The organism is Maribacter sp. Asnod2-G09, assembly GCF_045063795.1.
Taxonomy (GTDB): Bacteria; Bacteroidota; Bacteroidia; order Flavobacteriales; family Flavobacteriaceae; genus Maribacter.
On the sequence record NZ_JBEFOA010000005.1, the window covers coordinates 152,942 to 177,785 of the forward strand.

The 24,844-nt window shown below is 35.2% G+C and carries 19 protein-coding genes; 14 read left to right on the plus strand and 5 right to left on the minus strand.

The genetic code is table 11. From position 1 onward, the window contains the following. The first annotated feature begins 23 nt into the window (after nt 1-23). The 7 genes from ACJJVT_RS12865 (at nt 24) to ACJJVT_RS12895 (ending at nt 5,273) form a co-directional block, all read left to right on the plus strand. Nucleotides 24-710, plus strand: coding sequence for an SMI1/KNR4 family protein (locus tag ACJJVT_RS12865; RefSeq protein ID WP_405399203.1), 687 nt, complete (start codon nt 24-26; stop codon nt 708-710). Nucleotides 711-780: 70 nt separating this feature from the next. Then, nucleotides 781-1,107, plus strand: a complete 327-nt coding sequence (locus ACJJVT_RS12870) for a hypothetical protein (RefSeq protein ID WP_405399205.1) — start codon at nt 781-783, stop codon at nt 1,105-1,107. A gap of 166 nt (nt 1,108-1,273) precedes the next feature. Beyond that, the gene (locus tag ACJJVT_RS12875) at nt 1,274-2,551 is read left to right on the plus strand and encodes a hypothetical protein (protein ID WP_405399207.1); all 1,278 of its coding nucleotides are present in this window, start codon (nt 1,274-1,276) and stop codon (nt 2,549-2,551) included. A gap of 110 nt (nt 2,552-2,661) precedes the next feature. Then, nucleotides 2,662-3,168, plus strand: a complete 507-nt coding sequence (locus tag ACJJVT_RS12880; protein WP_405399209.1) for a hypothetical protein — start codon at nt 2,662-2,664, stop codon at nt 3,166-3,168. Nucleotides 3,169-3,271: 103 nt separating this feature from the next. After that, a complete protein-coding gene (locus tag ACJJVT_RS12885; RefSeq protein ID WP_405399211.1) occupies nt 3,272-3,835 on the plus strand; it encodes a TetR/AcrR family transcriptional regulator in 564 nt (187 codons plus the stop codon). Nucleotides 3,836-3,886: 51 nt separating this feature from the next. After that, the gene (locus tag ACJJVT_RS12890) at nt 3,887-4,294 is read left to right on the plus strand and encodes a DUF1348 family protein (RefSeq protein ID WP_405399213.1); all 408 of its coding nucleotides are present in this window, start codon (nt 3,887-3,889) and stop codon (nt 4,292-4,294) included. A gap of 4 nt (nt 4,295-4,298) precedes the next feature. Next, entirely contained in the window at nt 4,299-5,273 is a 975-nt protein-coding gene (locus tag ACJJVT_RS12895) for an alpha/beta fold hydrolase (RefSeq protein WP_405399215.1), read from the plus strand. Between the two features lie 92 nt (nt 5,274-5,365). On the opposite strand, the gene ACJJVT_RS12900 is transcribed toward ACJJVT_RS12895, so the two are convergent. After that, the gene (locus ACJJVT_RS12900; RefSeq protein WP_405399217.1) at nt 5,366-6,979 is read right to left on the minus strand and encodes a choice-of-anchor I family protein; all 1,614 of its coding nucleotides are present in this window, start codon (nt 6,977-6,979) and stop codon (nt 5,366-5,368) included. A 188-nt stretch (nt 6,980-7,167) separates the two neighbouring features. Here ACJJVT_RS12900 and ACJJVT_RS12905 point away from each other — a divergent pair, with 188 nt between their 5' ends. After that, complete coding sequence (locus ACJJVT_RS12905; protein WP_405399219.1) at nt 7,168-7,401, plus strand: hypothetical protein; 234 nt, start codon at nt 7,168-7,170, stop codon at nt 7,399-7,401. A gap of 147 nt (nt 7,402-7,548) precedes the next feature. Further along, nucleotides 7,549-13,599: an alpha-2-macroglobulin family protein gene (locus tag ACJJVT_RS12910; protein ID WP_405399221.1), complete on the plus strand. Its 6,051-nt coding sequence runs from the start codon at nt 7,549-7,551 to the stop codon at nt 13,597-13,599. Between the two features lie 415 nt (nt 13,600-14,014). Here ACJJVT_RS12910 and ACJJVT_RS12915 read toward each other — a convergent pair whose 3' ends face one another. After that, nucleotides 14,015-16,063, minus strand: coding sequence for a M13 family metallopeptidase (locus tag ACJJVT_RS12915; protein ID WP_405399223.1), 2,049 nt, complete (start codon nt 16,061-16,063; stop codon nt 14,015-14,017). Between the two features lie 268 nt (nt 16,064-16,331). Between ACJJVT_RS12915 and ACJJVT_RS12920 the strand changes: the two genes are divergently transcribed. Together ACJJVT_RS12920 and ACJJVT_RS12925 are read left to right on the plus strand one after the other, a co-directional pair. Then, nucleotides 16,332-17,060 carry a carboxypeptidase-like regulatory domain-containing protein gene (locus ACJJVT_RS12920; RefSeq protein ID WP_405399225.1) on the plus strand — a complete coding sequence of 243 codons (729 nt, stop codon included), beginning with the start codon at nt 16,332-16,334 and terminating at the stop codon, nt 17,058-17,060. Continuing rightward, nucleotides 17,060-18,067 (plus strand): transglutaminase domain-containing protein, encoded by a 1,008-nt coding sequence (locus ACJJVT_RS12925; RefSeq protein ID WP_405399227.1) that lies wholly within the window; start codon nt 17,060-17,062, stop codon nt 18,065-18,067. The genes ACJJVT_RS12920 and ACJJVT_RS12925 overlap by 1 nt, the downstream gene beginning before the upstream one ends. A 2-nt stretch (nt 18,068-18,069) precedes the next feature. Here ACJJVT_RS12925 and ACJJVT_RS12930 read toward each other — a convergent pair whose 3' ends face one another. From ACJJVT_RS12930 to ACJJVT_RS12940, 3 genes are all read right to left on the minus strand, one after another. Next, a complete protein-coding gene (locus ACJJVT_RS12930; RefSeq protein ID WP_405399229.1) occupies nt 18,070-18,588 on the minus strand; it encodes a DUF4136 domain-containing protein in 519 nt (172 codons plus the stop codon). Nucleotides 18,589-18,654: 66 nt separating this feature from the next. Further along, nucleotides 18,655-19,656: a GTPase ObgE gene (gene obgE, locus ACJJVT_RS12935; protein WP_405399231.1), complete on the minus strand. Its 1,002-nt coding sequence runs from the start codon at nt 19,654-19,656 to the stop codon at nt 18,655-18,657. Between the two features lie 56 nt (nt 19,657-19,712). Next, a complete protein-coding gene (locus tag ACJJVT_RS12940; RefSeq protein WP_405399233.1) occupies nt 19,713-20,822 on the minus strand; it encodes an adenylate kinase in 1,110 nt (369 codons plus the stop codon). Nucleotides 20,823-20,958: 136 nt separating this feature from the next. On the opposite strand from ACJJVT_RS12940, the gene ACJJVT_RS12945 reads away from it, so the two are divergent. The 3 genes from ACJJVT_RS12945 to ACJJVT_RS12955 all read left to right on the plus strand — a co-directional run bounded on the left by ACJJVT_RS12945 (nt 20,959) and on the right by ACJJVT_RS12955 (nt 24,786). Next, nucleotides 20,959-22,113 carry a 5-(carboxyamino)imidazole ribonucleotide synthase gene (locus ACJJVT_RS12945; protein WP_405399235.1) on the plus strand — a complete coding sequence of 385 codons (1,155 nt, stop codon included), beginning with the start codon at nt 20,959-20,961 and terminating at the stop codon, nt 22,111-22,113. Nucleotides 22,114-22,118: 5 nt separating this feature from the next. Next, a complete protein-coding gene (gene purE / locus ACJJVT_RS12950) occupies nt 22,119-22,649 on the plus strand; it encodes a 5-(carboxyamino)imidazole ribonucleotide mutase (protein WP_405399237.1) in 531 nt (176 codons plus the stop codon). Nucleotides 22,650-22,767: 118 nt separating this feature from the next. Then, complete coding sequence (locus ACJJVT_RS12955; protein WP_405399239.1) at nt 22,768-24,786, plus strand: M3 family metallopeptidase; 2,019 nt, start codon at nt 22,768-22,770, stop codon at nt 24,784-24,786. Nucleotides 24,787-24,844 lie beyond the last annotated feature (58 nt).

The window sequence follows — 24,844 nt, forward strand, 5'->3', positions numbered from 1 at the left end:
TAGCCTATTAAAAATTATTTCAAATGACTATTTCACAAAAAATAACCCAACTTTATAATTTAGATGAAAGCATAAATTCTTTTGGCTACGAAGAAGTTGAACTTGCTGAAGTTGAAAGAGGATTAGAATTAAATCTTCCAGAAAAACTTAGAGCATATTATTTGACCTTAGCTAAAAATACGAGCATAAACAATGCTCACAACAATCTATTTAAACCTACTGAAATAGGGTTTTCTAATGACATGTATTTAATGTTTTATGAAGAAAACCAATCTGTAGTTAATTGGGGAATCAAGCATACAGACCTGCAACTCAACAATCCGCCAGTTTGGGGTAATTACGGCTCAAATGAATTACCCGATTGGCAATTAGAAGCCAATACAACCGAATTATTTTTACTTCTTATGGCAATCGTTAATGGAACGCTTGGCGGTCTAAAATATAATGCGAACAGTTTTGAAATCATTCAGCCAGAAGTAATCAAAACAATCAAAATGAGCTGGACTGAAATAGAAGAGATTAATTGGAGCAATCAAAAAATATACACGAACGACTTTAAAGAAGTTATAAGTCTAAGTATTGATGAAAAAGAAAATTGCACTGCCATTTTTATTGGAACAAATAATAAACATCGATTTGATAATCTTATCGATAGTCTAAAAATAAAATGGTCTTATATTTCTACTGAAGATGATGAAGATGTCTATTAAAAATAGGACATCTCACATGTTTAGTCTCCATTAAAAAATTACAGATCTTTATCATTAATCAATTCTGAAAATGGAATTATCGAAAAGCACATTAAACAGCGGACTGAGTTTTTCAATGGAATTTGGAAAAAATTGGCTAGTTGACATCCAAGATAGGTTACGAAATGAAAATTTCGAATTAACGACATCAGAATTAGATTTCTGCAACAAGCTATGTAAAAAAGTAAATAAATGTGCTCATGATTACGTGAGTAATAATCCTGTAAAAGGTGACAAGGAGATAAGTTTTATGGAATTTTCTCAATTTGCAAAATTCATGAAATCGAAATACGAGTGGATTAGTGATAAAAATCTTAGCCATCTTTATAGCCAAAGCTGCTATTATGCTTTAAAATAATAGGAAATTCAAATAAGCAAATGCCCATTACACTACTTTAAAACAAAGGCGACTCTGCAATTGCTAAATATAAAATTCATCTAATTACTTAACCTAACTCACTTTAATTAAATAAACTACGTTATTAATACTCCATCATAGCAGTCATTTTCACTAAATAAAAAAAATGAAAAACTATTTACAACTTATACTTCTATCTACACTATGCATAACATTTGGATGTAAAGAAAATGCTAAAGACCAAAACATGGGCAATAACCAGAACCAAGTTGCACCAAAGAATACGATAAAAGAAGTTGATAGTGTAAAGAAGTCAACAACAGCCCCTACCCAAACTAGAGAAAAACAGCAATACATTATTGCCGAGTCTGGCTTAAACTATAGAGACAAACCTAAAGGTAATGTAATAGGAAAATTTGAGTGGAGAGATAAAGTAGAATACCTTTTTAGTACACAGCAAACAGAAACTATTACAGACAATTATCAAGAAGTTGAAGGCACATGGGTTGCCCTAAAACATTTAAAAGATACCGTTTATGTTTTTGATTATTATTTATCTGACCACGAGCCGAGAAGATCAAGAACTAAATTATACTATGCTGAACCCTACTATAGAGATATACTTCAGCCCTCAAAAGAAATAGATATAAGTCTAGCATTTGTTAATGTATCTGAGAGTTTTTACATGCCCGAAAATTTCATTGATGAAAATGATTTACAAAAAGACACGATACACTTTAGCAAAAAACAACGTACAGAATTCTTTAAAAGAATGAATTATGCTAACAGCGATACATTGTTCATTTACGACTTAGCATCAACTTTAGTTAAAAGACTTCCTATTAAAAACATACCATTAATGGCTTGTATTAACCCTTATTCTAGCATAATAGAGGAGTACAAAACAGAAGATTATTATAGTTATGACTATCAAATTGGTTTTAATTTAGGTAAGGCAGATTATAGCGGTTTTGCTGTAATTGGGAAAGAAAATCCTTTTGTTGAAAAAGGACTACAACCCTTAGTTTTCAAAAAAATGAATCAACAGCAAATTGATAGTAACCTAAAGAAACAAATCATCTCAGAAGATTTGGTGAACGATTCTATTTTTAAACCCTACACATCAAGTTATAAAAACATAAGTGCATTTGTAAAGGCAAATACAGACTATTCAAGTTGGTCTGATTTAATTATTATAAATACACAGACAAAAGAATCTTTTGAAATTTATCAAGAAGAAGGGGAATCAAGCGGTAAGGCTGACTTAAATCTAGAAGATGCAGTGTCAGAACACTCTGAAAACTATCAATATATCGGCAATTTATTTAAGAACAAACCGCCTGTTGTATTTGGGTTTATGTGGGAGTCTTTTGGTTGTTCTCAAATTCAGTTTCTAGATAAAAATGAATTACCTATTGGAATTTTATGTGATAATAGGCATTAAAAGATAAACCTATTACTTTAGCAATATTATCAATAGAAATATATAAAATCAGGTATGATCGCCAAAACTAAAACCTGAAATAAAACAGCTATTGAATACTTAAATATCATATGAAGAAAATAGCGATTGGTTGCGGAATATTTTTAGTATTGGTCATTGGTACTGTTACCTTACTGTTTTATATACTTACAAGACCTAAATACAGAGATGTAGCTACTGAGAAACCATTTTCAGAAATTTTAAGTCAGAAAATAATCACGAAAAGACCTACCCTAATTTTAAATGATGATTTACCTAGATATGAAGACTATAGCTATCATTTAGAAGATGGCAATGGTTTTGGTATGAACTCTGATTTAGAAACAGTAGCCGAAATACCAATTGGCACAGAAGTAGACATAGATAAAATAGAAATACATACCAATAGGGTTAGCGGTACATCTAGTGTTTATCTCTTTGGTAATGTTTATAGTAAAGAAAAACAAGAGAGCTTTTCTTTTCAGTATACCTGGGGCGATTACCATCTCATATACGAAGACAACCCATACTGGACTTTTGAGCTTGCCTTTTGGCAAGACGAACCATTGACTGAAAAGTATTTTATCGATGTCCCATAATCGTTAGAGTTCTCCTTCAATATTTTATCGCACTAGATAGAAAGCAAAATAAATTTATTTTACCAATCGTTCGGTAATTAAAAAATATTACTATCTTTGCCCTATGAGACCGCAAAAAGTATTAGACGTAGAAATTTTAACAGGCTTGACTAAAGTATTTAGATCAAAAGGATATGAAGGTGCTAGCCTAAAAGATTTATCTGATGCCACAGGACTAAAAAAGGCGAGCCTATACCATCGTTTTCCTAACGGGAAGCAAGAAATGGCAGATGCCGTATTAAACCACCTAAATAGTTGGGTGACCGATAATGTATACCAAGCATTGCTTGATACCAATTTAACACCCGAGACCAGATTAAAAAAAGGTTTAGCCGAAATTGGTACACTATACGATGGTGGTAATGAAACTTGCATTTTTAGGGCCCTATCGATGCAAGCAGGTATTGAGTTATTTGAAGAACAAATAAAAAACGGTATGCAAGATTGGATTGCGGCCTTTGTCAATATTGGCAAGGCATTAAATTTTAGTACGCCCGAAGCAGAAACTAAAGCCCTTCAAGTATTAATAGAAATACAAGGTAGCTTAGTTGTATCTAAAGGTATGGGTGATATCAAAATCTTTGAAACAGCTCTAATGCACATTGAAAACAAATATTTAAACACATAAAAAAATTTAATTAATCTATTTACCGAATGTTCGGTAATAAATACATTCACTATGAAAAAATATCCATTACCTCCTTTTAATGAAGAAACGGCACTACAGAAAGTGCAAATGGCAGAAGATGCCTGGAACAGTCAAGACCCTATAAAAGTATCTATGGCATACTCCGAAAATACAGAATGGCGTAATAGAACCAGTTTTCTAAACGGCCGTGAAGAGGTTCAAAATTTTCTAGCCGATAAATGGAAAAACGAATTACACTACAAGCTCAAAAAAGAACTTTGGGGTTTTAGAAATAATAGAATAGCAGTACGATTTGAATATGAATATAAAAACAAAGAAGGGCAATGGTTTAGAGCCTATGGTAACGAAAATTGGGAATTCGATGAAGACGGATTAATGCAAAAACGATTTGCAAGTATCAATGATTTAGAAATAACAGAGTCTGATAGAAAACTATAATAAAATGAAAAAACTAAATCTAATATACTTATTGCTATTGGTGACGATGACATCCTTCCAAGTAAAGTCGCCTCAAGAAACTAATAAAAATTCTACAATTGAAAACAAGCGTAAAATGACAAATATTACATACAAAACAATGGATATTAATGGTGTAAACATTGCCTATCGAGAAGCAGGCAATAGTAATAACCCAACTATTGTTCTACTGCATGGTTTTCCATCTTCTTCTCATCAGTATAGAAAAGTGCTACATCAATTATCTGATGATTTTCATTTAATTGCTCCTGACTATCCGGGATTTGGAAATAGCGAATTTCCGTCTTCAACAGAATACACCTACACTTTTGATAACATAGCGGCTACAATTGATGCTTTTTTGGTAGAAAAAGAAATAATATCGTACGCATTAATGATGCAAGATTACGGTGCACCTATAGGTTTTAGAATTGCAACTGCTCACCCAGAAAGAGTAACAGCTCTTATAAATCAAAATGGAAACGCTTATGAAGAAGGTTTAGGCGATGCCTGGGCTGACGTAAGAGTATTCTGGAAAGACAGAAACCCTGAAACCGAAAAAACAATACTACCGGCGTTTTCGTTAGATGCTCTAAAATGGCAATATACCCATGGTACCAGAAATTCTGAAAATGTGAATCCGGATACTTGGCATCTAGACTACCTAAGATTGTCAAGACCAAATGCCCATAAAGTAAATATGGATTTGTTCTATGACTACCAAAACAACATAAAGCTTTACCCTAAGTGGCAACAATACTTGAGAGATAATCAACCACCCCTATTGATAGCGTGGGGCAAGAACGATGCATACTTTCCTGAAAGCGGAGCCAATGCCTTTAAAAAGGACGTGAAAAATATTGACTACAACATTTATGACACAGGTCATTTTGCTTTAGAAGAAGATGGTGACGATATCATTTTAAAAATGAGATCCTTTATGAGGAACATTAAAAAGTAATACTATTTTCAAATCGTAAATAGTATTAAAAGAAAAAACGCCAAATAGTATTATTTGGCGTTTCATCTTGATATAAAAAAATTATTCCAGAGTTATTTCATTTCATAAATAGCAATGGTACTAGATACTTCATGGGTTGCAATCATTAAATAGTTTCCTGTTGGACTATCGTTCTTATCTACAACTATTAAGCCCTCTGGCGAAATATCAGTAGCATCGTAGATCCAAGTAACAAAAACTGGGTTATATGGATTAGTTACGTTGTACGCCAATATTCCACTAGTTCTTTCCAATCCTACGAACAATAACGTCTCTTCTCCAACCTTCAAAGTCTTTACTGATTCTGGCTCAGCACCCTTGTCATCTGACCTACCATCTACTTCACCTTCATCTTGATTAAATATAGATGGAGCCAATGCCAATGTTCTTCTAGCTATTTCTGAACCCGAATCGAATATCAATTGTCCGTTAGTATCCCAAATAGAAAACGATCGTGCACCGTAAGAATAAATTTGCTCATAAAGTCCGTCGTTATCTTCATCTCCGTTCGCAGTTGTTGTTTTTAATCGACCTAAATATTCATCTTCTTGTAATGCTTCAAAATCAGGATAAAAAGCAGGGTCTAAATCTAAATCCTTAACCCGCACCTCTTCAGAATAACCATCATAGTCTCTTGAATCCCCTTCATTGGCAGAAACAATAAAACCGTTTCCGTTAGCTGTGAAGTAATCTATTGCATCGGGCATATAAAAACCTAAAACATTCCAATTTTTTAAATTTCCTGCGATTCCGTCTCTATTAGATGCATCAATTTCGTTACCTGATACATTATGATTCTTTGTTCCCAAACCTACCAAACCGGTGATGGACTTAGAGGTAAGGTCAACTATTGCCATTCCGTTATTCTCCTGCAAGCCAATATATGCAGTGCTAGAATCGCCTGAAATGGTAACATACTCCGGCTCCACATCTTGCACAAATGACGACGCACCATCATTACCGAAAACCCGGAACCCGTTACCAGGATCTATTTGTCCGGCAAACGAAATCTGCGTTACGGTTTCCGTAGCCACTTCAATAACCGTTATTGAACCTTCTGGATCCACCGTATAATCATCATTTGGCTCGCCTTCGTTGGCAGCAACAATATATTCCCCATCAGGTGAAAAAGCAACCATATCTGGTAACGCACCTGCTACATAAGATTTAATTAAAACTTGTGTGTCGGTGTCATAGGTATCAACAGTGCCATTTAATTGTTTATCGCTATTTTCAACAGCAATGGCTAAAATACCATTATGCACCGCGACAGAATTAGGACTCCCGGTTAAAACGATTGAAGCACCTTTTACAGGGTTTGTTGCATCGGTCAAATCTAATACCGAAATTTCATCTTCTTCAGGGTTTACTATGAACAGCTTTTTAGTAACGGCATCAAAAGCAGATATTTCTGCAAAAGCTTCGTCATTACCATTGGTAAATGTTCCTATTTTAGAAAAGGTAAGCTGATCAATAGTTATTGGAAATTCGGCATCCATACCATCGGCGCCATCAGCTCCATCAGCGCCGTCAGCTCCATCTGTTCCGTCTGTTCCGTCTATGCCATTTACACCGTCCATACCATCAATACCGTCATCAGCACACGATATAAACATTAGCGAAATTCCAAGAATTCCAATACAAAAAGGTCTCAATAAATTTTTCATTTTAATACAGTTTGGTTTTAAGTATCAAAACAAAAGGATTAATGTAAAGTTGGAGTTAACTCTGTCGCAAATAATTATTATGAAGGTATTAAGTTCTTGTAAACAACTGCGTAATACCCAGTACGACTATGAATAAAAGTGGTGTTTAAAGATAAATCTACCTACATATCTAGATTAAAAAAGGCAGTATGATTGAAAGAAAAAATGCGAAAGAAATTAATGTCTCCATGACACCAAACAACACTGGTTTAGAAAGAACCTTAACCGTTTCGTTACAAGCTGGTAATTACTTTGACGGGTTCAACATGCACCAAACAATAACTAATTTAAAACAGCTACAGACCAATCACTTTGAAATTATTAAAATTGATAAAAGGTCAATTAATATCTTCGTGAATTACATGACCCTATTCTTATGCTAATCATCACCTGTAACTTCAAACTAGCATAACTGCCTAAACGAAAAGTACGTTTCACTCATTTTTCATTGCATATAAAATTACCTTGGCACAGTTTTGTATTGTAATTTTACTATGATGAAAAATCTATATCTAATTTTAATCCTTTTTATGTCCACACAATTTGGCAATGCCCAAGTGCATAATTCTTATGATACCCTTTGGGATAAAGTTCTCGATTCAGAGATGGAAAACTTGAGTAAATCGGCATTAAAACAAGCTGAAGCTATCTTTGAAAAGGCGAAAAGTGAAAAAAATGAGGTACAGACTGTAAAGGCACTTCTTTATAAATCTGGTTTTATTAATAAACTTGAAGAAGATGCCATATTAACTATCGTTAATGATTTCAAATCAGAAATAGTTGTTGCAGATAGTACAACGAAAAGCATTCTTCATAGCCATTTAGCAAACTTATATTGGCAATACTACCAGCAAAACAGATATAAATTTAATAACAGAACCAAAACAGATGTTAAGATTGATTCTGTTGATTTTAGAACTTGGGATTTAGATACGATTTTTAAAGAAATAGATTATCATTTTACTGCATCCTTAGAAAATGCCAGTACTACTCAGCAACTTTCTATTTCAGATTTTGATGAAATTTTAGAAAAGAATGAAGAAAATCGAAAGTACAGACCTACGCTATTTGACCTTCTTGCACATACCGCTTTAGAATTTTATACTACTAGCGAGAATGGTATCAATAAACCTGCAGATGCTTTTGAAATTAACAATGAAGCAATTTTATGCGAGGCATATACTGCTAGTTTTTTAAATTTTGATGATGATCAAAACCTGTCATTACAGTCTAGAGCACTTGCTATTTACCAACAACTAGTAGCATTTCATTTTGGTAATCCAGATATGAGTCCGTTAGTATTGGTTGATATTGAACGATTACGTTTTATTCATACAAACGCCACATTCGATAACAAAGACAATCTATTTCTTGAGGTACTAAACAATTCAGCTGAAAACATAAAACATAGTCCGCTATCGGGTTTATACACCTTTGAAATTGCACTTCAATATCAAAAATCAGGACTCACATATACTCCTAAAACGAATGAAGAACATCAATGGAAGTTAAAAGAAGCCATTGCACTTTGCGATGATGTAATTGCAAGATTCCCTAAAAGTTTAGGTGCACAAAAATGCATAGTATTAAAATCTGAAATTCAAAATACCTCTATTCAACTGACATCAGAAAAGCACATACCAACCAGCACGGCAAGCAGACTATTGGTTAGTTATAAAAATATGGAGCGTCTGTCGTTAAAGGCTTACCGAATTACCCAGAAACAATTAAAAGAGCTTGAAGAATTATATCACGACAATAAGAAACAAGACTATATAAAAAAACTACCTGTTGCAAAAACTTGGTCGGCATCTTTAAAAACGGAAAACGATTATCAAACGCATAGTACTGAAATCTCGATACCCCCTTTAGAAAATGGAAATTATGTGATAGTGGCAGAATCTGGCGATGAAAAAAATAATTCATTTAGCTTCACTACCGTTCAAGTAACCAATTTGGCGGTAATTGAAACACAAAACCTAACACATCAGTTCTACCAAGTAATTAATCGTAATAACGGCAAACCTCTTGAAGGTGCTGAAGTTGTTTTAAGGTATCGAAAAAATTATAATCAATCCATAAAAAGTAAAACCTATACCACAGATAAAAATGGCAACATCACTATCGAAAAAAATAAAGAAAGTTGGAACGAAGTTTCAATAACCGTAAAAAAAGATAGCGAAACTGCATATTTTGGAGAGTATTACGTAAACAGAGGTTATGCCCAAAATGAAGAGCGAATTAACTATTCATGTTTTTTATTTACGGATAGAAGTATTTACAGACCAGGCCAGCCCATATATTTTAAGGGTATTGCCATTAGCCAAGATAAAGGCGTATCTAAAGTTTTAGAGAACGCTAAAATTAAAGTTACGCTTGCAGATGTTAACGGACAAGAATTAGAAACCCTTTCGTTGACCACCAATGATTATGGTTCTATTTCGGGTGAATTTATATTACCAAACTCCGGGCTCACAGGTCAGTTTTCTATTCAGGTTTCTTCAAGCAATTATAATTTAAATGGATATACCGGCATTTCAGTTGAGGAGTACAAACGACCTAAATTCGAAACAAATTTCGAACCAGTTACAGAGACCTATAAAGTTAATGATAGTATAACGGTGACAGGTAAAGCAACCGCATATGCAGGTAGTTCCATCTCAGATGCAAAAGTAGTTTACCGTGTAAAAAGAGTCGTGAATTTACCAAGATGGTATTATTGGTTTAGACCTTATTTTAATGGCTCTTCTCAAGAAATTGAACATGGTGAAACTGTTACCGATGCAGCAGGTAACTATAAAATAAATTTTAAGGCTATTCCTGACAATAGTATTGACAAAGAAAACCTGCCCACTTTTAATTATGAAATTACAGCAGATGTAACCGATATTAATGGAGAAACTAGAAGTACAGTTACGAATGTTGCAGTTGGCTATCATGCGCTAAACGTAAATTTAGTAGTGCAGGAGTCCATTGACAAGACCCTGAAGGATACAGGCTTTACGATTACGAGCAGAAACTTAAATGGAGAATTTGTAGCGGCAACAGGCGAGGTGAAATTATACAAGTTACAGGCACCTGAAAACGTGATACGCCCAAGGCAATGGGCTGCTCCAGATTACCAAGGTTTTTCAAAAGATGAATTCTTAAAACTTTATCCGTATGAAGCTTTTGAAAACGAAGACGATTCTGCCAATTGGAAAAAAGGTAAAATGGTTTGGCAATCTAACTTCAATACTCAAAATTCTAAGGAAATCAATTTCGGTAAAACCAAGAACTGGGAATCTGGAAAATACAGGTTAGAATTAAATTCAAAAGATAAATTCGGACAAGCCGTAAAAGATATCGCCATTATTACATTTACTGGTAACGAGCAAAAATTAGCCGATAACCAATTGTTTCATATAAAAACAGATAAAGCGCAATATAAAGTCGGAGACAAAGCACAAATAACATTTCTTTCAAGTGCTAAGGATTTGAATATTTATGTAAGGGTTGAAAAAAGTAATACTATAGTTGATGAAAAGTTAATTGTGTTGAACAACAATTCAAAAACCATATCGGTACCAGTTTTAGAAAATGACTTAGGCGGATTTGTTATTACCTATGGTTATGCGTTCGCCAATTATTTCGAATGGAACACTCATAATATTTTAGTGCCCTACCCTTCAAGCGATTTGCAAATAGAGACTACAACCTTTAGAGACAAAATTGCTCCGGGTGTTGATGAAACTTGGTCTTTTAAGGTCAAAGGTCCTAAAGGAGAAAAAGTAAGTGCAGAGTTATTGGCTAGTATGTACGATGCCTCTTTAGATCAATTTAAAGGTCATTCTTGGAGCTTTAATCCGTTACAAAGACCAAATTACTATTCACGGATTAGAACAAATGCTCATGACAGTTTTTCGACAAGTAGCTTCTATACATTTTCGAATTATGAAAACATAAGTTACCCAAGTCTATATTTTGATTCTTTCGAATCGTTCGGGTTAGATTTTCGTTCATACGGAAACTTCTATGAACCAAGGGCCATGTACAAAAGGTCTTCAGCACCTTTAAGAAAATCAATGATGGCTGATGGTGCTGAGTTAGATGAGGTGGTTACTGTTGGCTATGGCAATATTGAAAAAGAAAGCGAATTATCAGGTGCTGTTGCCGGTGTTCAACCTACAGAACTAGAACCAGAGACAGAAAACGAAGATTTTGGATCCGTTACCATTCGTAAAAATCTTCAAGAAACCGCTTTTTTCTTTCCTACTTTACAGACAGATAAAGAAGGAAATGTAAGTTTCAATTTCACTACTCCAGAGGCATTAACACGTTGGAATTTACAACTCTTGGCACATACCAAAAATTTGGAAAGCACGGTAACCAATCTCACTACAGTTACTCAAAAAGAATTGATGGTAATCCCAAATGCACCACGGTTTTTACGTGAGGGTGATGAGATCATAATTAGCACTAAAATTTCTAACCTTACTGAAAAGCTACTTTCCGGTCAGGCGAAATTAGAGCTGACAGATGCGGTAACTGGCATAGATATTTCAAAACAAATGTTAGCCATTTCTAGTACACTAGAGACAGCATCTTTTGAAGTGGATGCTATGGGTAATACCCAAGTTTCATGGAAATTGAACATTCCGGAAGGATTGCAATCCGCTCAATATAAAATCATAGCAAAAGCAGGTGATTTCTCTGATGGCGAACAAAACATGCTGCCCGTATTATCAAACAGAACTTTGGTAACGGAAACATTACCAATGTGGATTCGTAGCAATCAGACCAAGACGTTTACTTTAGATAAGTTAAGGAATACCTCATCGACTACGCTGAAGCATCATAAGCTGACTTTAGAAATGACATCTAACCCAGCGTGGTACGCAGTACAGGCATTACCTTACTTAATGGAATACCCATACGATTGTAACGAGCAGACATTCTCAAGGTATTACGCAAACACCTTGGCTAGTCATATTGCAAATAGCAACCCAAGAATTCGTGAGGTGTTTGATCAATGGGCAAATTCAGATGCCCTACTAAGCAACCTAGAAAAGAACGAGGAATTAAAATCACTGTTAATTCAAGAAACACCATGGTTACGCGATGCACAATCTGAAACCGAACAAAAGAAAAGAATCGGTTTATTGTTCAATTTGAACAAGATGAAAAACGAGCAGCAATCAGCTTTAAATAAGCTTGCTCAAAATCAGAATTCAAGTGGAGCTTGGTCGTGGTTCAATGGTGGTCCAGATAATAGATACATTACCCAACATATTATTTCGGGAATGGGGCATTTGAACAAATTAATCACCTCAACAAAGACCAAAAACCAAAATTTATCAACTTCGTTCAACTCTCAATCAGAAATGATTGAAAGTGCAATTTCATATTTAGATGTTGAGTTTGTGAAAGAGTATAAGCAAATGAAGAAATACACATCGAATATAAACGATGATCATTTAAGTGCGAATCAGGTTCATTATTTATATATGCGTAGTCTTTTTCCAGAAATTAAAACCTCTAAGAAAGTAGATGAGATAACCGCGTATTATTTAAAGCAATCTCAGAAATATTGGACAAAAAGAGGTTTGTATGCACAGGGAATGTTAGCATTAATTCTAAACAGAAAAGATGATATAAAAACATCTGCCAAAATTCTACATGCGTTAGAAGAAAATAGTATTACCAGCGATGAATTGGGCATGTACTGGAAAAGCAATACCAGCTCATGGTTTTGGTATCAAGCACCTATAGAAACACAAGCTTTACTGATTGAAGCATTTTCTGAAATCCGCCCTGCCGACATAGAAACTGTAGACAATCTAAAAATTTGGCTACTTAAGAATAAGCAAACCAATCAATGGAATACCACAAAAGCAACTACCGAAGCTGTCTACGCCTTATTATTACAAGGTAGCGAGTGGTTATCAGTTACAGACGCAGTTGAAGTTTTAATTGGTGGTGAAAAGATTGACCCGTCAACATTAGAAGATGTAAAGATCGAAGCAGGTACCGGTTACTTTAAAACTTCTTGGAACACTACTGAAATTCAACCAAAAATGGGTGAAGTACAAATCAGTAAAAAAGGCGACGGAATTGCTTGGGGAGCTATGTACTGGCAATATTTTGAAGATTTGGATAAAATTACAAGTGCCGAGACTCCATTGAAATTAAAGAAAAAAATCTTTTTGAAAAAGAATACTGATTCTGGCGAAGTGATTTCTGAAGTAACCGATAATACCAATTTAAAAGTGGGCGACTTGGTTAAGATAAGAATTGAATTGAGATCCGATAGAGATATGGAATTCATACACATGAAAGATATGCGAGCAGCAGGTTTTGAACCTATAAACGTAATTTCAAGATACAAGTGGCAAGACGGCTTAGGATATTACGAAAGCACCAAAGATGCAAGTACCAATTTCTTCTTTGACTATTTACCAAAAGGAGTTTATGTATTTGAATATGATGTACGTGTAAATAATGCTGGCGATTTCAGTAATGGCATTACTACCATACAAAGTATGTATGCACCAGAATTTAGTAGTCATAGTGAAGGGATTCGTGTAACGGTGGAAAATTAACCCAATTACGAACGAAGTGAAGTAATCTGTTTATGGGCTGACTAAAAACCCACTTACAACTATCAACGGACAGATTGCCACGTCGTGAAAAGCTCCTCGCAATGACGTTTTAAAATTAACTTACGTCATTACGAACAAAGTGAAGTAATCTGTTTATGGGCTGACTTAAAACTCTCAACCTACTAATAACATACAGATTGCCACGTCGCGAAAAGCTCCTCGCAATGACGTTTTAAAATTAACTTACGTCATTACGAACGTAGTGCAGTAATCTGCTTATGGGCTGACTAATAACTCAGCCACTACTCTTGGCAAACAGATTGCCACGTCGCGAAAAGCTCCTCGCAAAGACGTAATGAAATAAAAAAAGGGCGCTACAATGTAGCGCCCTTTCGTCTTTTACTAAAAAATTAGCTTACCAAATACTAACTCTCTTTTCAGGAGCTAAATACATAGCATCACCTTCTTTAATATCAAAGGCATCGTAAAATTCTTGAATGTTCAACAAAGGTTGTGTTGCTCTAACCATACCTGGAGAGTGTGGATCGGTTTTGATCTGAGTTCTCAAAGCTTCATCTCTACTCTTTGTTCTCCAAACTGTAGCCCAAGACATAAAGAAACGTTGCTCAGCAGTAAAACCATCAATATCTTCAGGACGACCGTTTTCAGCGTAGTATTTCTGAAGTCCGTCATAAGCACCTAGCAATCCGCCTAAGTCACCTATATTCTCACCTAAAGTGAATTTACCGTTTACATAAACTTCTGGCAATACCATTACGCTATCATACTGTACCGCTAAAGCATCAGCTCTTTCAGTAAATGCAGCTAAATCAGCATCTGTCCACCAGTTCTTCAAATTTCCATCAGCATCAAAACGAGAACCACTATCATCAAAAGCATGAGAAATCTCATGACCGATAACAGCACCAATACCACCATAATTTACAGCTTCATCAGCAGTATAGTTATAGAAAGGTGGTTGTAAAATTGCAGCAGGAAAAACAATCTCGTTATTTAACGGATTGAAATATGCATTTACAGTCTGTGGAGACATTCCCCATTCTGTTTTATCAACAGGCTCACCAATTTCAGAGTAGTTCTTCAATTCTCCCCATTTGTTCACTGCTGTCATATTATCAAAATAAGACTTGTCTGCAGAAACTTCCATAGTAGAATAATCTTCCCACTTATTTGGGTAAGCAATCTTAACGGTAAATTTATCTAACTTTTCAATAGCTTTTGTTTTTGTAGAATCGCTCATCCAATCTAAAACAGAAATACGTTCTTTAAAAGCATCTATTACGTTCGCAATCATTAATTCAGCTTTAGCCTTTGCTTCTGGCGGAAATTTAGCATCAACATACAACTGACCTAAAGCTTCACCAACTGTACCGTTTACGGTTGCCAATGCACGCTCATCTGCAGCACGTTGTTCTTTTGCCCCTCTAAGGTATTTGCTATAAAATTCCCAATCTGCAGTTTCAATTTCAGTTGTTAATTTTCCGGCAGCACTATTAAAGGTATCCCATCTAACCAAAGTTTTGATATCCTCGATAGGTGTTGTTTTTAAGAACTTGTCTAAAGCTTCGGTATATCTTAGTTGTGTAACCAACAGCGTATCGAACTTTTTAGTAATCCCTAAATCAGAAATAAGTTTCTTCATGTCGATAGTAGACATCATTTTATCAACCTCAGCAATAGTTCTAGGGTTGTTATAGTTTCTGGCATCTCTACGCTCCACTTTATTTAAACGTGGTTCTGCCAATTGTGTTTCTAAAGCTAAAATTTTATCTGCAGCTTTTGTTGCATCAGCTTCAGAATCACCTAACCTTTGTAACATTTTAGATACGTGCTTTTTGTACTCTTCACGTATTTCTACAGATTTCTCATCTTCTTCTAAATAGAAATCGCGATCAGGCAAACCTAATCCGTTAGCACCTAAATACACAGCATTCATGCTACTGTTATTTAAATCTGCACCAGCACCAATATTCAGAAATGGAGAAGACACAGCGGCATTGGTTGCCAATACTGTTTGAAGATCTTTTAAATTCTTAACAGATGCAATCGCCTCAAAAGCTGATTCCAACGGGGCAATACCTGCCTTGTTTCTAGCAGCGGTATCTAACTTTGTATCAAAGATTGCCAACGCTTTAGCCTGATCGGTATCTGCAGCGTAGTTACCACCTTCTTTAGCCATTGCTAAAATTTTCAATACATCGTCATCTGTAGATTTACGAAGTACACTGAAACCACCCCAACTTGTTCGATCATCAGGTATCTCGGTAAACTTCATCCAGTTTCCGTTTACATAATTGTAAAAATCTGATTTTGGGTTTTGTGTGGTATCCATATTCGCTAGAACGATACCAGGTATTTTTTCTACTTCAGCAGTAGGTTTAGCTTCCTCTTTACATGAAGCTAGTGCTACCAAACCGGCAGCTAGTAAATAAATCTTTTTCATTTGTGAGTTAGTTTTAAACGTGTCGACCTATAGGACGCTCGTTTTGAGTTTTGTTACAAAAATAACAGGATTTTATTTTCAGCAAGTTTATTTCACTATCAATTTAGAACATTAACATTTGAAATTAAGCTATTTACCGGTTATAAAATCCGTCAAAAAACATAACAACATCTTGTTAACTCATTGAAAGTACCGCTTCACTCATTAGTCATTTCATAAACCCTAGTTCCATTATACTTTAGAGGTATAGAAACTAAAACCAAATATTATGAAAAGCACATTAACAATTGACGTAAAAGAACCATGCAAAGAAAAATTTAGTAATTTTAGTAAAACTGAAAAAGGTGGTTTCTGCCAGAGCTGCGAAAAAGAGGTTATTGATTTTACCAACTTCTCAGATAATGAGCTTATAAATTATTTAAGCAGCGGAAATAAGAAAGCTTGTGGAATGTTCAAGGCATCGCAACTAAAAACATATGAAACTAATTCTATACATTCTATGACAAATTCTATGTTACATAAAGGAATAGCAATGATGAGTTTTTCTTTATTGGCACTTTGTGCCACTGAAGTTAAAGGTCAAGAGACTGCGAGTGTAGAGCCAACTATTGAATTGGTATCTTCATTGGAAGGTGTTGTAGGCAAAGTGCAAGTTGTACAAGAAAAATACACTTTGACGGGCACTATTGTTGACGAAGCAAATGCACCTTTACCTGGTGTAAATGTAGTTTTGAAAGGAACAACAGTAGGTACCCAAACAGATTTTGATGGTAAGTTTGAATTTCCGCAACAATTAGCAGAAAATGATATTCTAGTACTTAGTTTTATAGGTTATGAAACCAAAACCTACAAAGTAGCAGCAAACGGAAATTCTAACATAGACATTAATATAACATTTGATGAATATGATATGGTTTTAATGGGCGATATCGTAATTGAAGGTACGTACTCAAGCAAAAGAAATATTTTTCAAAAGATTGGAGATATTTTTAAATAATGAAGATTTTCACCCTACTATTAACGCTCTTATTTTCAATAACGAGCTTCGCTCAACGCTCAGATTTTCAAGAAATTGATTTTACAAAAGCGGACAGCATTGCTCATTATTATAAAGATGCAAGCTTAAATAACTTACCGATACTAACCCATAATTTAACTACATCATTAAAAACCGATGTTGAAAAATTTAGGGCAATTTATACCTGGATCAGTTCTAACATCGCCAATGATTACTCTTCTTATGTAAAAATAAGCACCAAGAGAAAAAGGTTTGCTAAAGACCGGCAAGCCTTTTTAGATTGGAATACAAGCATTACGCCTAAAGTCTTTAAAAGCTTGTTAGAAGATCGAAAAACTGCCTGTACCGGGTATGCATACTTAGTGAAAGAAATGGCAAATTTAGCAGGATTCAATTGTGATATTGTTGATGGCTACGGACGCACACCTACTTTACTATTAGAGGAAGATAGCGCACCCAATCATTCTTGGAACAGAATTGAGATAAATGACAAATGGTATCTGTGTGATGCTACTTGGTCTGCCGGAGAAACTATTATTGTTAATGGCACCCCATTTTTTCAAGCAGATTATTTCGACGGATATTTTCTTGCGAACGCTGAATTATTTGCTAAAAATCATTTTCCAATACAAAAAGAAGAAAGTCAACCCGTAAATAAGGAAAACTTAGATGCTTTTATTGCGGGACCAGTTATTTACAAAGAAGCTTTTTTAGCACCGATAATTCCCATTGCCCCAGCAGCAATGCATAACACTATTCAAAAAGGAACGTCGGTTACTTTTGCACTACAAGTACCAAAAGATTTTATTGGAAATACCCAGCTATTGCTGAACAAAGGTGGGAATCAAAAAAATGGGAATCCGAATACTATAAAGAAAGAAGGAGAAATAAATCTAGTACAACATTTTGAAAAGAAAGGGCTGTACGATGTTCATATTTCAGTCGAAGACCAACTGATTGCTACTTATGTCATTAAAGTAAAATAACGCTATTCTGGCGGATATTTACTGAATATCTTATCGACTACGGCTTGTAGTTTTTCTGATTTTTCTTGAGGCGTATCTCCCTCTCGAAACGGACTTTCGCTAATGGCTTGCCAAATCAACATATCTTTATTAGAATCGACAAAATCGATTTGAAGTTCTCTGGTCATTTTTGGACCACCTACCGGAATACCAATGGACACTCCGCCACCAATTCCTCTGTTACCACCTCCAAGACCAACGCCTACGTTGTTTGCAGATTGTGCTTTAAAGACGGTACTCTTAATATTAATAAACATATCTGGCTCTTCAGCGAACATAAATCCTTTTTCGCCTAAAGTAGTATCCATGGCATCCATTAACCTTTTTTCGTCCAATTCACTTAGACCAGTTTCCATATCACCAAAATAGTTATAGGTAGCATACGATGTAAAATCGGTCTGATCATCGTAATCATAATTAACCCTCGCTGATCCGCAAGAAGTTAAAACAATCAATACAACACTAAAAAGGAAAATTCTCATGACAATGTATTTTCTTAAAATTAAAGAAAAATAAAGAGTAAAGTCTAATTTAAAGAAGGTATTCGACTAAGCGTTAAGCATTGCCCAAAGCTTATCTTTTAATTCTACAATACCCATATGCGCAACAGATGATATAAACATGAAAGGCGTACCTTTTAAATCTTCATTCAGTTCTGCTCGCATTTCATCCATCAATTCATCATCAAGCATATCACTTTTAGAAATACAGATTAGACGCTCTTTGTCTAACAGTTCAGGATTGTAACGACGTAACTCATCTAATAAGATTTCATATTCTTTGCTGATATCTTTACTATCTGCAGGAATTAAAAACAACAAATTGGCATTACGCTCTATATGTCTCAAAAAGTAATGACCTAAACCTTTACCCTCAGCTGCACCTTCAATAATACCAGGTATATCTGCCATAACGAAACTCTTAAAATCTCGGTATTCAACAATACCCAAATTAGGTTTCAAGGTTGTAAACTCGTAATCGGCAATTTTTGGTTTCGCTGAAGTTATCACAGATAATAAGGTAGACTTACCTGCATTAGGGAAACCAACAAGACCTACATCTGCCAATACTTTAAGCTCTAAAAGAAACTCACCTTCTAGACCGTCCATACCAGGTTGTGCGTATCTAGGTGTTTGGTTTGTAGACGTTCTAAAATGCCAGTTACCACGACCACCCATACCGCCTTTCAGTAGAATTACTTTTTCACCATGCTCGGTGATTTCGAAAAGAACTTCTTTGGTCTCAAAATCTTTAACTACCGTACCTAATGGCACATCTAAATACACATCTTCACCATCTGCCCCAGTACTACGGCTTTTACTACCGTGGGCACCATGACCGGCTTTAAAATGTTTTGTGTATTTAAAATTAATCAAGGTCCAAAGGTTCTCGTTACCACGAACAATTATATGTCCGCCACGACCACCATCACCACCATCAGGACCACCTTTGGTAATAAATTTTTCACGGTGCAAATGCACAGATCCCTTGCCTCCTTTACCAGAAGTCAAACCCACTTTTACGTAGTCTACAAAATTACCTTCGGTCATTGTTATTCTTTCAGTTCAAAAAATTACAGCAAACAAGTTGCCATAAAAAATCGATATTATTTTAAGCCTTCGATTACTTCAGTTAGGCGTTCGGTAATATCAGCTATTGAGCCAATACCATTTACGCTATGAAACTTACCTTGAGCCTCGTAAAATTCTTTTACAGGAGTAGTTTTTGCATTGTACTCATCAAAACGATTTCTAATTTTAGCTACATCTTGATCATCTGTTCTACCACTTACTTTACCTCTTTCTAAAAGACGATCAATTAAAATTTCGTCATTTGCCTCTAAAGCGATAGTTGCATTGATGCCCATATCTTTAGATTCTAAGAAATTATCAAGAGCTTCGGCTTGTGCAGCAGTTCTAGGGAAACCGTCAAAAATGAATCCGTCAGCATCAGCGTTCTTCTCCACTTCTTCTTGCAACATTTTAATAGTCACCTCATCTGGCACCAACTCCCCTTTATCAATATATGACTTAGCTAAAGTTCCTAGCTCCGTTCCGTTTTTGATATTGAATCTAAAAACATCTCCGGTAGAAATATGTTTTAAATTATATTTTTCTTTTAGAAATTGTGCTTGTGTGCCCTTGCCGGCTCCTGGCTTACCAAAGAGTACAAGATTAATCATATGTTTCTGGTTTAATTGGTATACTTCTTTTAAATTTCGTCCTTGTTCTTTATAATCTAGACCATAACCAACAATAAAATTGTCGGGTATAGCCAAGCCGAAATAGTCAATTGCGTATTCGCCCTTGTATACATCTGGCTTATAAAAAAGACTGGCTATTTTAAATTCTTTAACCTTGGTTTTAGAAAATAAATGTACCAATTTCTGCAAGGTACGCCCTGTATCAATAATATCTTCTAAAATTATAACACTGCGCCCTTCAATATTTTCTGGTACATCTAACAATGTCTCTACAATGCCCGTAGATGTTAAGCCTTGGTATGAACTTAACCTTACAAAAGAGACTTCACATGGATAATTATAAGCTTTCATTAAATCTGAAATGAACATAAAAGAGCCATTTAACACACCAACAAAAATGGGTGTCTCATCTTTATAATCTTCGGCAATTTTATCTGCAACCGTTTTTACAGCCTGTAAAATTTCAGATTCGCTGAGATAAGGTTTAAAAAACTTGTCGTGAATTTGTATCAATTTTCATAAATTATCAAGGTTTGCAAAGATAAGGTATTGCCTTGTGTTTTTGATTAGAAAGGAATTGGTTTCTAAGATTTAACCGTATTTTTGTAGCACTTAAAGCGTTTTCTCAACTGCCAAAAGCAACAATTATATGGATTATTTTTCTTCAGGTTTTAAATTAGGCATTTTAGGTGGTGGTCAACTAGGTAAAATGATGTTGTACGAAACACGAAAATGGGATATTTACACCAAAGTTCTAGACGCTTCTTCTGAAGCACCAAGTAGAATGTCATGTAATGAATTCGTTCAAGGCAGTCTTTTAGATTTTGACACCGTTTACAATTTTGGTAAAAATGTAGATGTGTTGACCATAGAAATTGAAAATGTAAATCTTGATGCTTTAGAGAAATTAGAGGATGAAGGCGTAAAAGTATATCCGCAACCAAAAGCGTTACGTATTATTCAAAATAAGGCAAAACAGAAGTTATTTTATGTAGATAACGAAATACCAACTGCCGATTTTCAGCGCTTTGCGTACTTGAGTGAAATTAAAGATAGTATTGAAAACGGAGGCTTACAATTTCCATTTGTGTGGAAAGTAGCTCAATTTGGTTATGACGGACAAGGAGTTAAAGTTGTTCGTAGTTTAGACGATTTAAAAGGATTAACCGCTGGTGAGTGTATTACAGAAACTATGATTCCGTTTAAAAACGAATTAGCAGTAATCGTATCAAGAAATGCTGAAGGAGAAATTAAGACATACCCCGTTGTAGAGATGGAGTTTCATCCAGAAGCTAACCAAGTAGAATACGTTATTTGTCCTGCTCGTATTGATGAAAAAGTGGCTGAAAAAGCAAGAGCACTAGCATTAAAAGTAGCGGATAAAATAGGACTTACAGGTTTGTTAGCTGTCGAAATGTTCCAAACCGAAGATGATAAAATATTGGTGAACGAAGTAGCACCAAGACCACATAATAGCGGGCACTATAGTATTGAGGCTAGTTACACCAACCAGTTTGAGCAACATATACGTAGTATTCTAGGTTTACCTTTAGGAATAACCGATAGTAAAGTTGCTGGTGTAATGGTAAATTTAGTAGGTGCAGAAGGCTACACAGGTGATGTTGTCTATAAAAATATAGAAGAAATTTTAGCGATGGAAGGTGTTACTCCGCATATATACGGAAAAGCACAAACAAGACCATTTCGTAAAATGGGACATGTTACCATCGTAAGTAATGATTTAGCAAAAGCTAGAGCGATTGCCGAAAAAGTAAAGGAAACAATTCAAGTGATTTCAAAATAAAAAACATGAGTAAAGTAGCCGTAGTAATGGGTAGTACAAGTGACATGCCCGTAATGCAAGACGCCATAGATATTTTAAAAGGTTTTGATATTGAGGTAGATGTAGATATTGTATCTGCCCACAGAACACCAGAAAAATTGTTCGATTTCAGTAAAAATGCACACACGAACGGCTATTCTGTAATTATTGCCGGTGCTGGTGGTGCCGCTCATTTACCTGGTATGGTTGCCTCTATGTCTCCGTTACCTGTAATTGGTGTTCCAGTAAAAAGTAGTAATTCTATTGATGGATGGGATTCTGTGCTATCTATTCTTCAAATGCCAGGCGGTGTACCAGTTGCCACTGTCGCACTTAATGGTGCAAAAAATGCAGGAATTTTAGCTGCACAGATTATTGGTAGCTCAGACAAATGTGTTTTGGACAAAATTATTCTTTACAAAGAAGGTTTAAAACAAAAAGTTATCGATGGCGCAAAAGCTGTTAACGGTAAAAAGTCAATAAACAACCTCGGAACAAGCCGTGAAGCATTGAATTGAAAATTTTATTTAGATTTCGACTGATACGTCGGAGCATTTAAATCTCGATTATCGAGTAAAACTAATTTTAATTTATTTGAGTGGTCTTGAATTTGACACTTGAACTTGATCTTGAAATATGAATCCATTATTATCCCCTTTCGATACCGCTCCTTTTTCACAAATTAAAAACGAGCATTTTAAGCCAGCATTTTTACAATCTATAGAAGATGCACGAGCAGAAATAGATGCCATTACAAATAATACAGAGGCTCCAACTTTTGAAAACACAATAGAAGCATTAGAATTTTCAGGTCAGAAATTAGACCGAATTTCAAGCGTGTTTTTCAATTTGAATTCCGCCGAAACAAATGAGGAGATTCAGAAAATTGCTCAAGAAGTTTCTCCGTTACTTTCAGAATTCGGAAATGACATTACATTAAACGAAGCGTTATTCAAAAGAGTAAAAGCAGTTTATGATCAAAAGGATGATTTGGACCTTACTGTGGAGCAAAACACTCTTTTAGATAAAAAATACAAGAGTTTTAGTAGAAACGGAGCTAATTTATCCGAAGAGAAAAAAACACGTTTACGTGAGATTGATGCTAAACTGGCAAAGCTAAAACTAACATTTGGCGAAAACGTACTTGCCGAAACCAATAAATATCAATTACACCTTACGGATGAAGCTGATTTAGACGGATTACCAGAAGGTGAAAAGGAAGCTGCTGCTCAGTTAGCACATTCAAAAGGCAAAGAAGAAGGTTGGATGATTACGTTAGACTACCCAAGCTATATTCCGTTTATGAAGTATGCCAAGAATAGAGAGTTAAGAAAAGAACTTTCAATGGCATTTGGCAGTAGAGCATTTCATAACGACAAGTTAGATAATCAAGAAAACGTTCTTGATATTGCCAAGTTACGTTTTGAGAGAGCCAATCTTTTAGGGTATAAAACACACGCCAACTTCGTTCTTGAAGAACGTATGGCAGAGACACCAGAGAAAGTTCATTCTTTCTTAAACGAATTGCTTTCAAAAGCGAAGCCAGCTGCAGAGCGTGAGTTTAAACAACTAGAAGATTTCGCCAAAAAACTAGATAATATTGACCGTTTAGAAAAATGGGATAGCAGTTATTATTCTGAAAAATTAAAGCAAGAGTTATTTAATTTGGATGACGAAAAGCTGAAGCCTTATTTTAAATTAGAAAACGTTATTAACGGCGTTTTTAAAGTTGCCGAAAACCTATTCGACTTACAATTTGAAGAAGTACATGACATTGAAAAATATCATGACGAGGTAAAAACTTATAAGGTTTATGATACCGATAAAAATTTCGTATCACTTTTTTATGCAGATTTTCACCCAAGAGCTGGCAAAAGAGGTGGCGCGTGGATGACTTCATACAAATCGCAATGGAAGCGAAACGGCGAAAATGTGCGTCCGCATATATCTAACGTGTGCAACTTTACTCCGTCAACTAAAAGCAAACCATCTTTATTGACATTTAATGAAGTAACGACGTTATTCCATGAATTTGGACATGGGTTACACGGTATGCTGGCAAACACCACCTACCCTAGCCTATCTGGAACATCTGTTTTTTGGGATTTCGTAGAATTACCGAGTCAGGTTTTAGAAAACTGGTGTTATGAAAAAGAAGCATTAGAATTGTTTGCAAAGCATTATGAAACTGGAGAAACCATACCGATGGCATTGGTACAGAAAATAAAAGAATCGGCAACCTTTCAAGAAGGTATGCAAACACTACGACAGTTAAGTTTCGGATTATTGGATATGTCTTGGCATGGTATTGATCCAACAAGCATTACCAATGTAAAAGCACATGAAGACGAAGCATTTAAAGACACTAGTCTTTACCCAGCAACACCCGAAACGTGTATGAGTACCGCATTCTCACATATTTTTCAAGGCGGATACTCATCTGGTTACTACAGTTACAAATGGGCAGAAGTATTAGATGCAGATGCTTTTGCTTATTTTAAAGAAGAAGGTATTTTCAATAAAGAAGTTGCAACTAAGTTTAAAGACAATGTATTGTCGCAGGGCGGTACCGAAAACCCAATGACATTATATAAAAGGTTTAGAGGAGCAGAACCTAAGGTTGAGGCATTACTTGAACGCGCTGGTTTAATTTAGAATCTCTGAGTAAATATAACCTTGTTGAGCAATCTTTTTAAATAAGTTTTATTTAAAT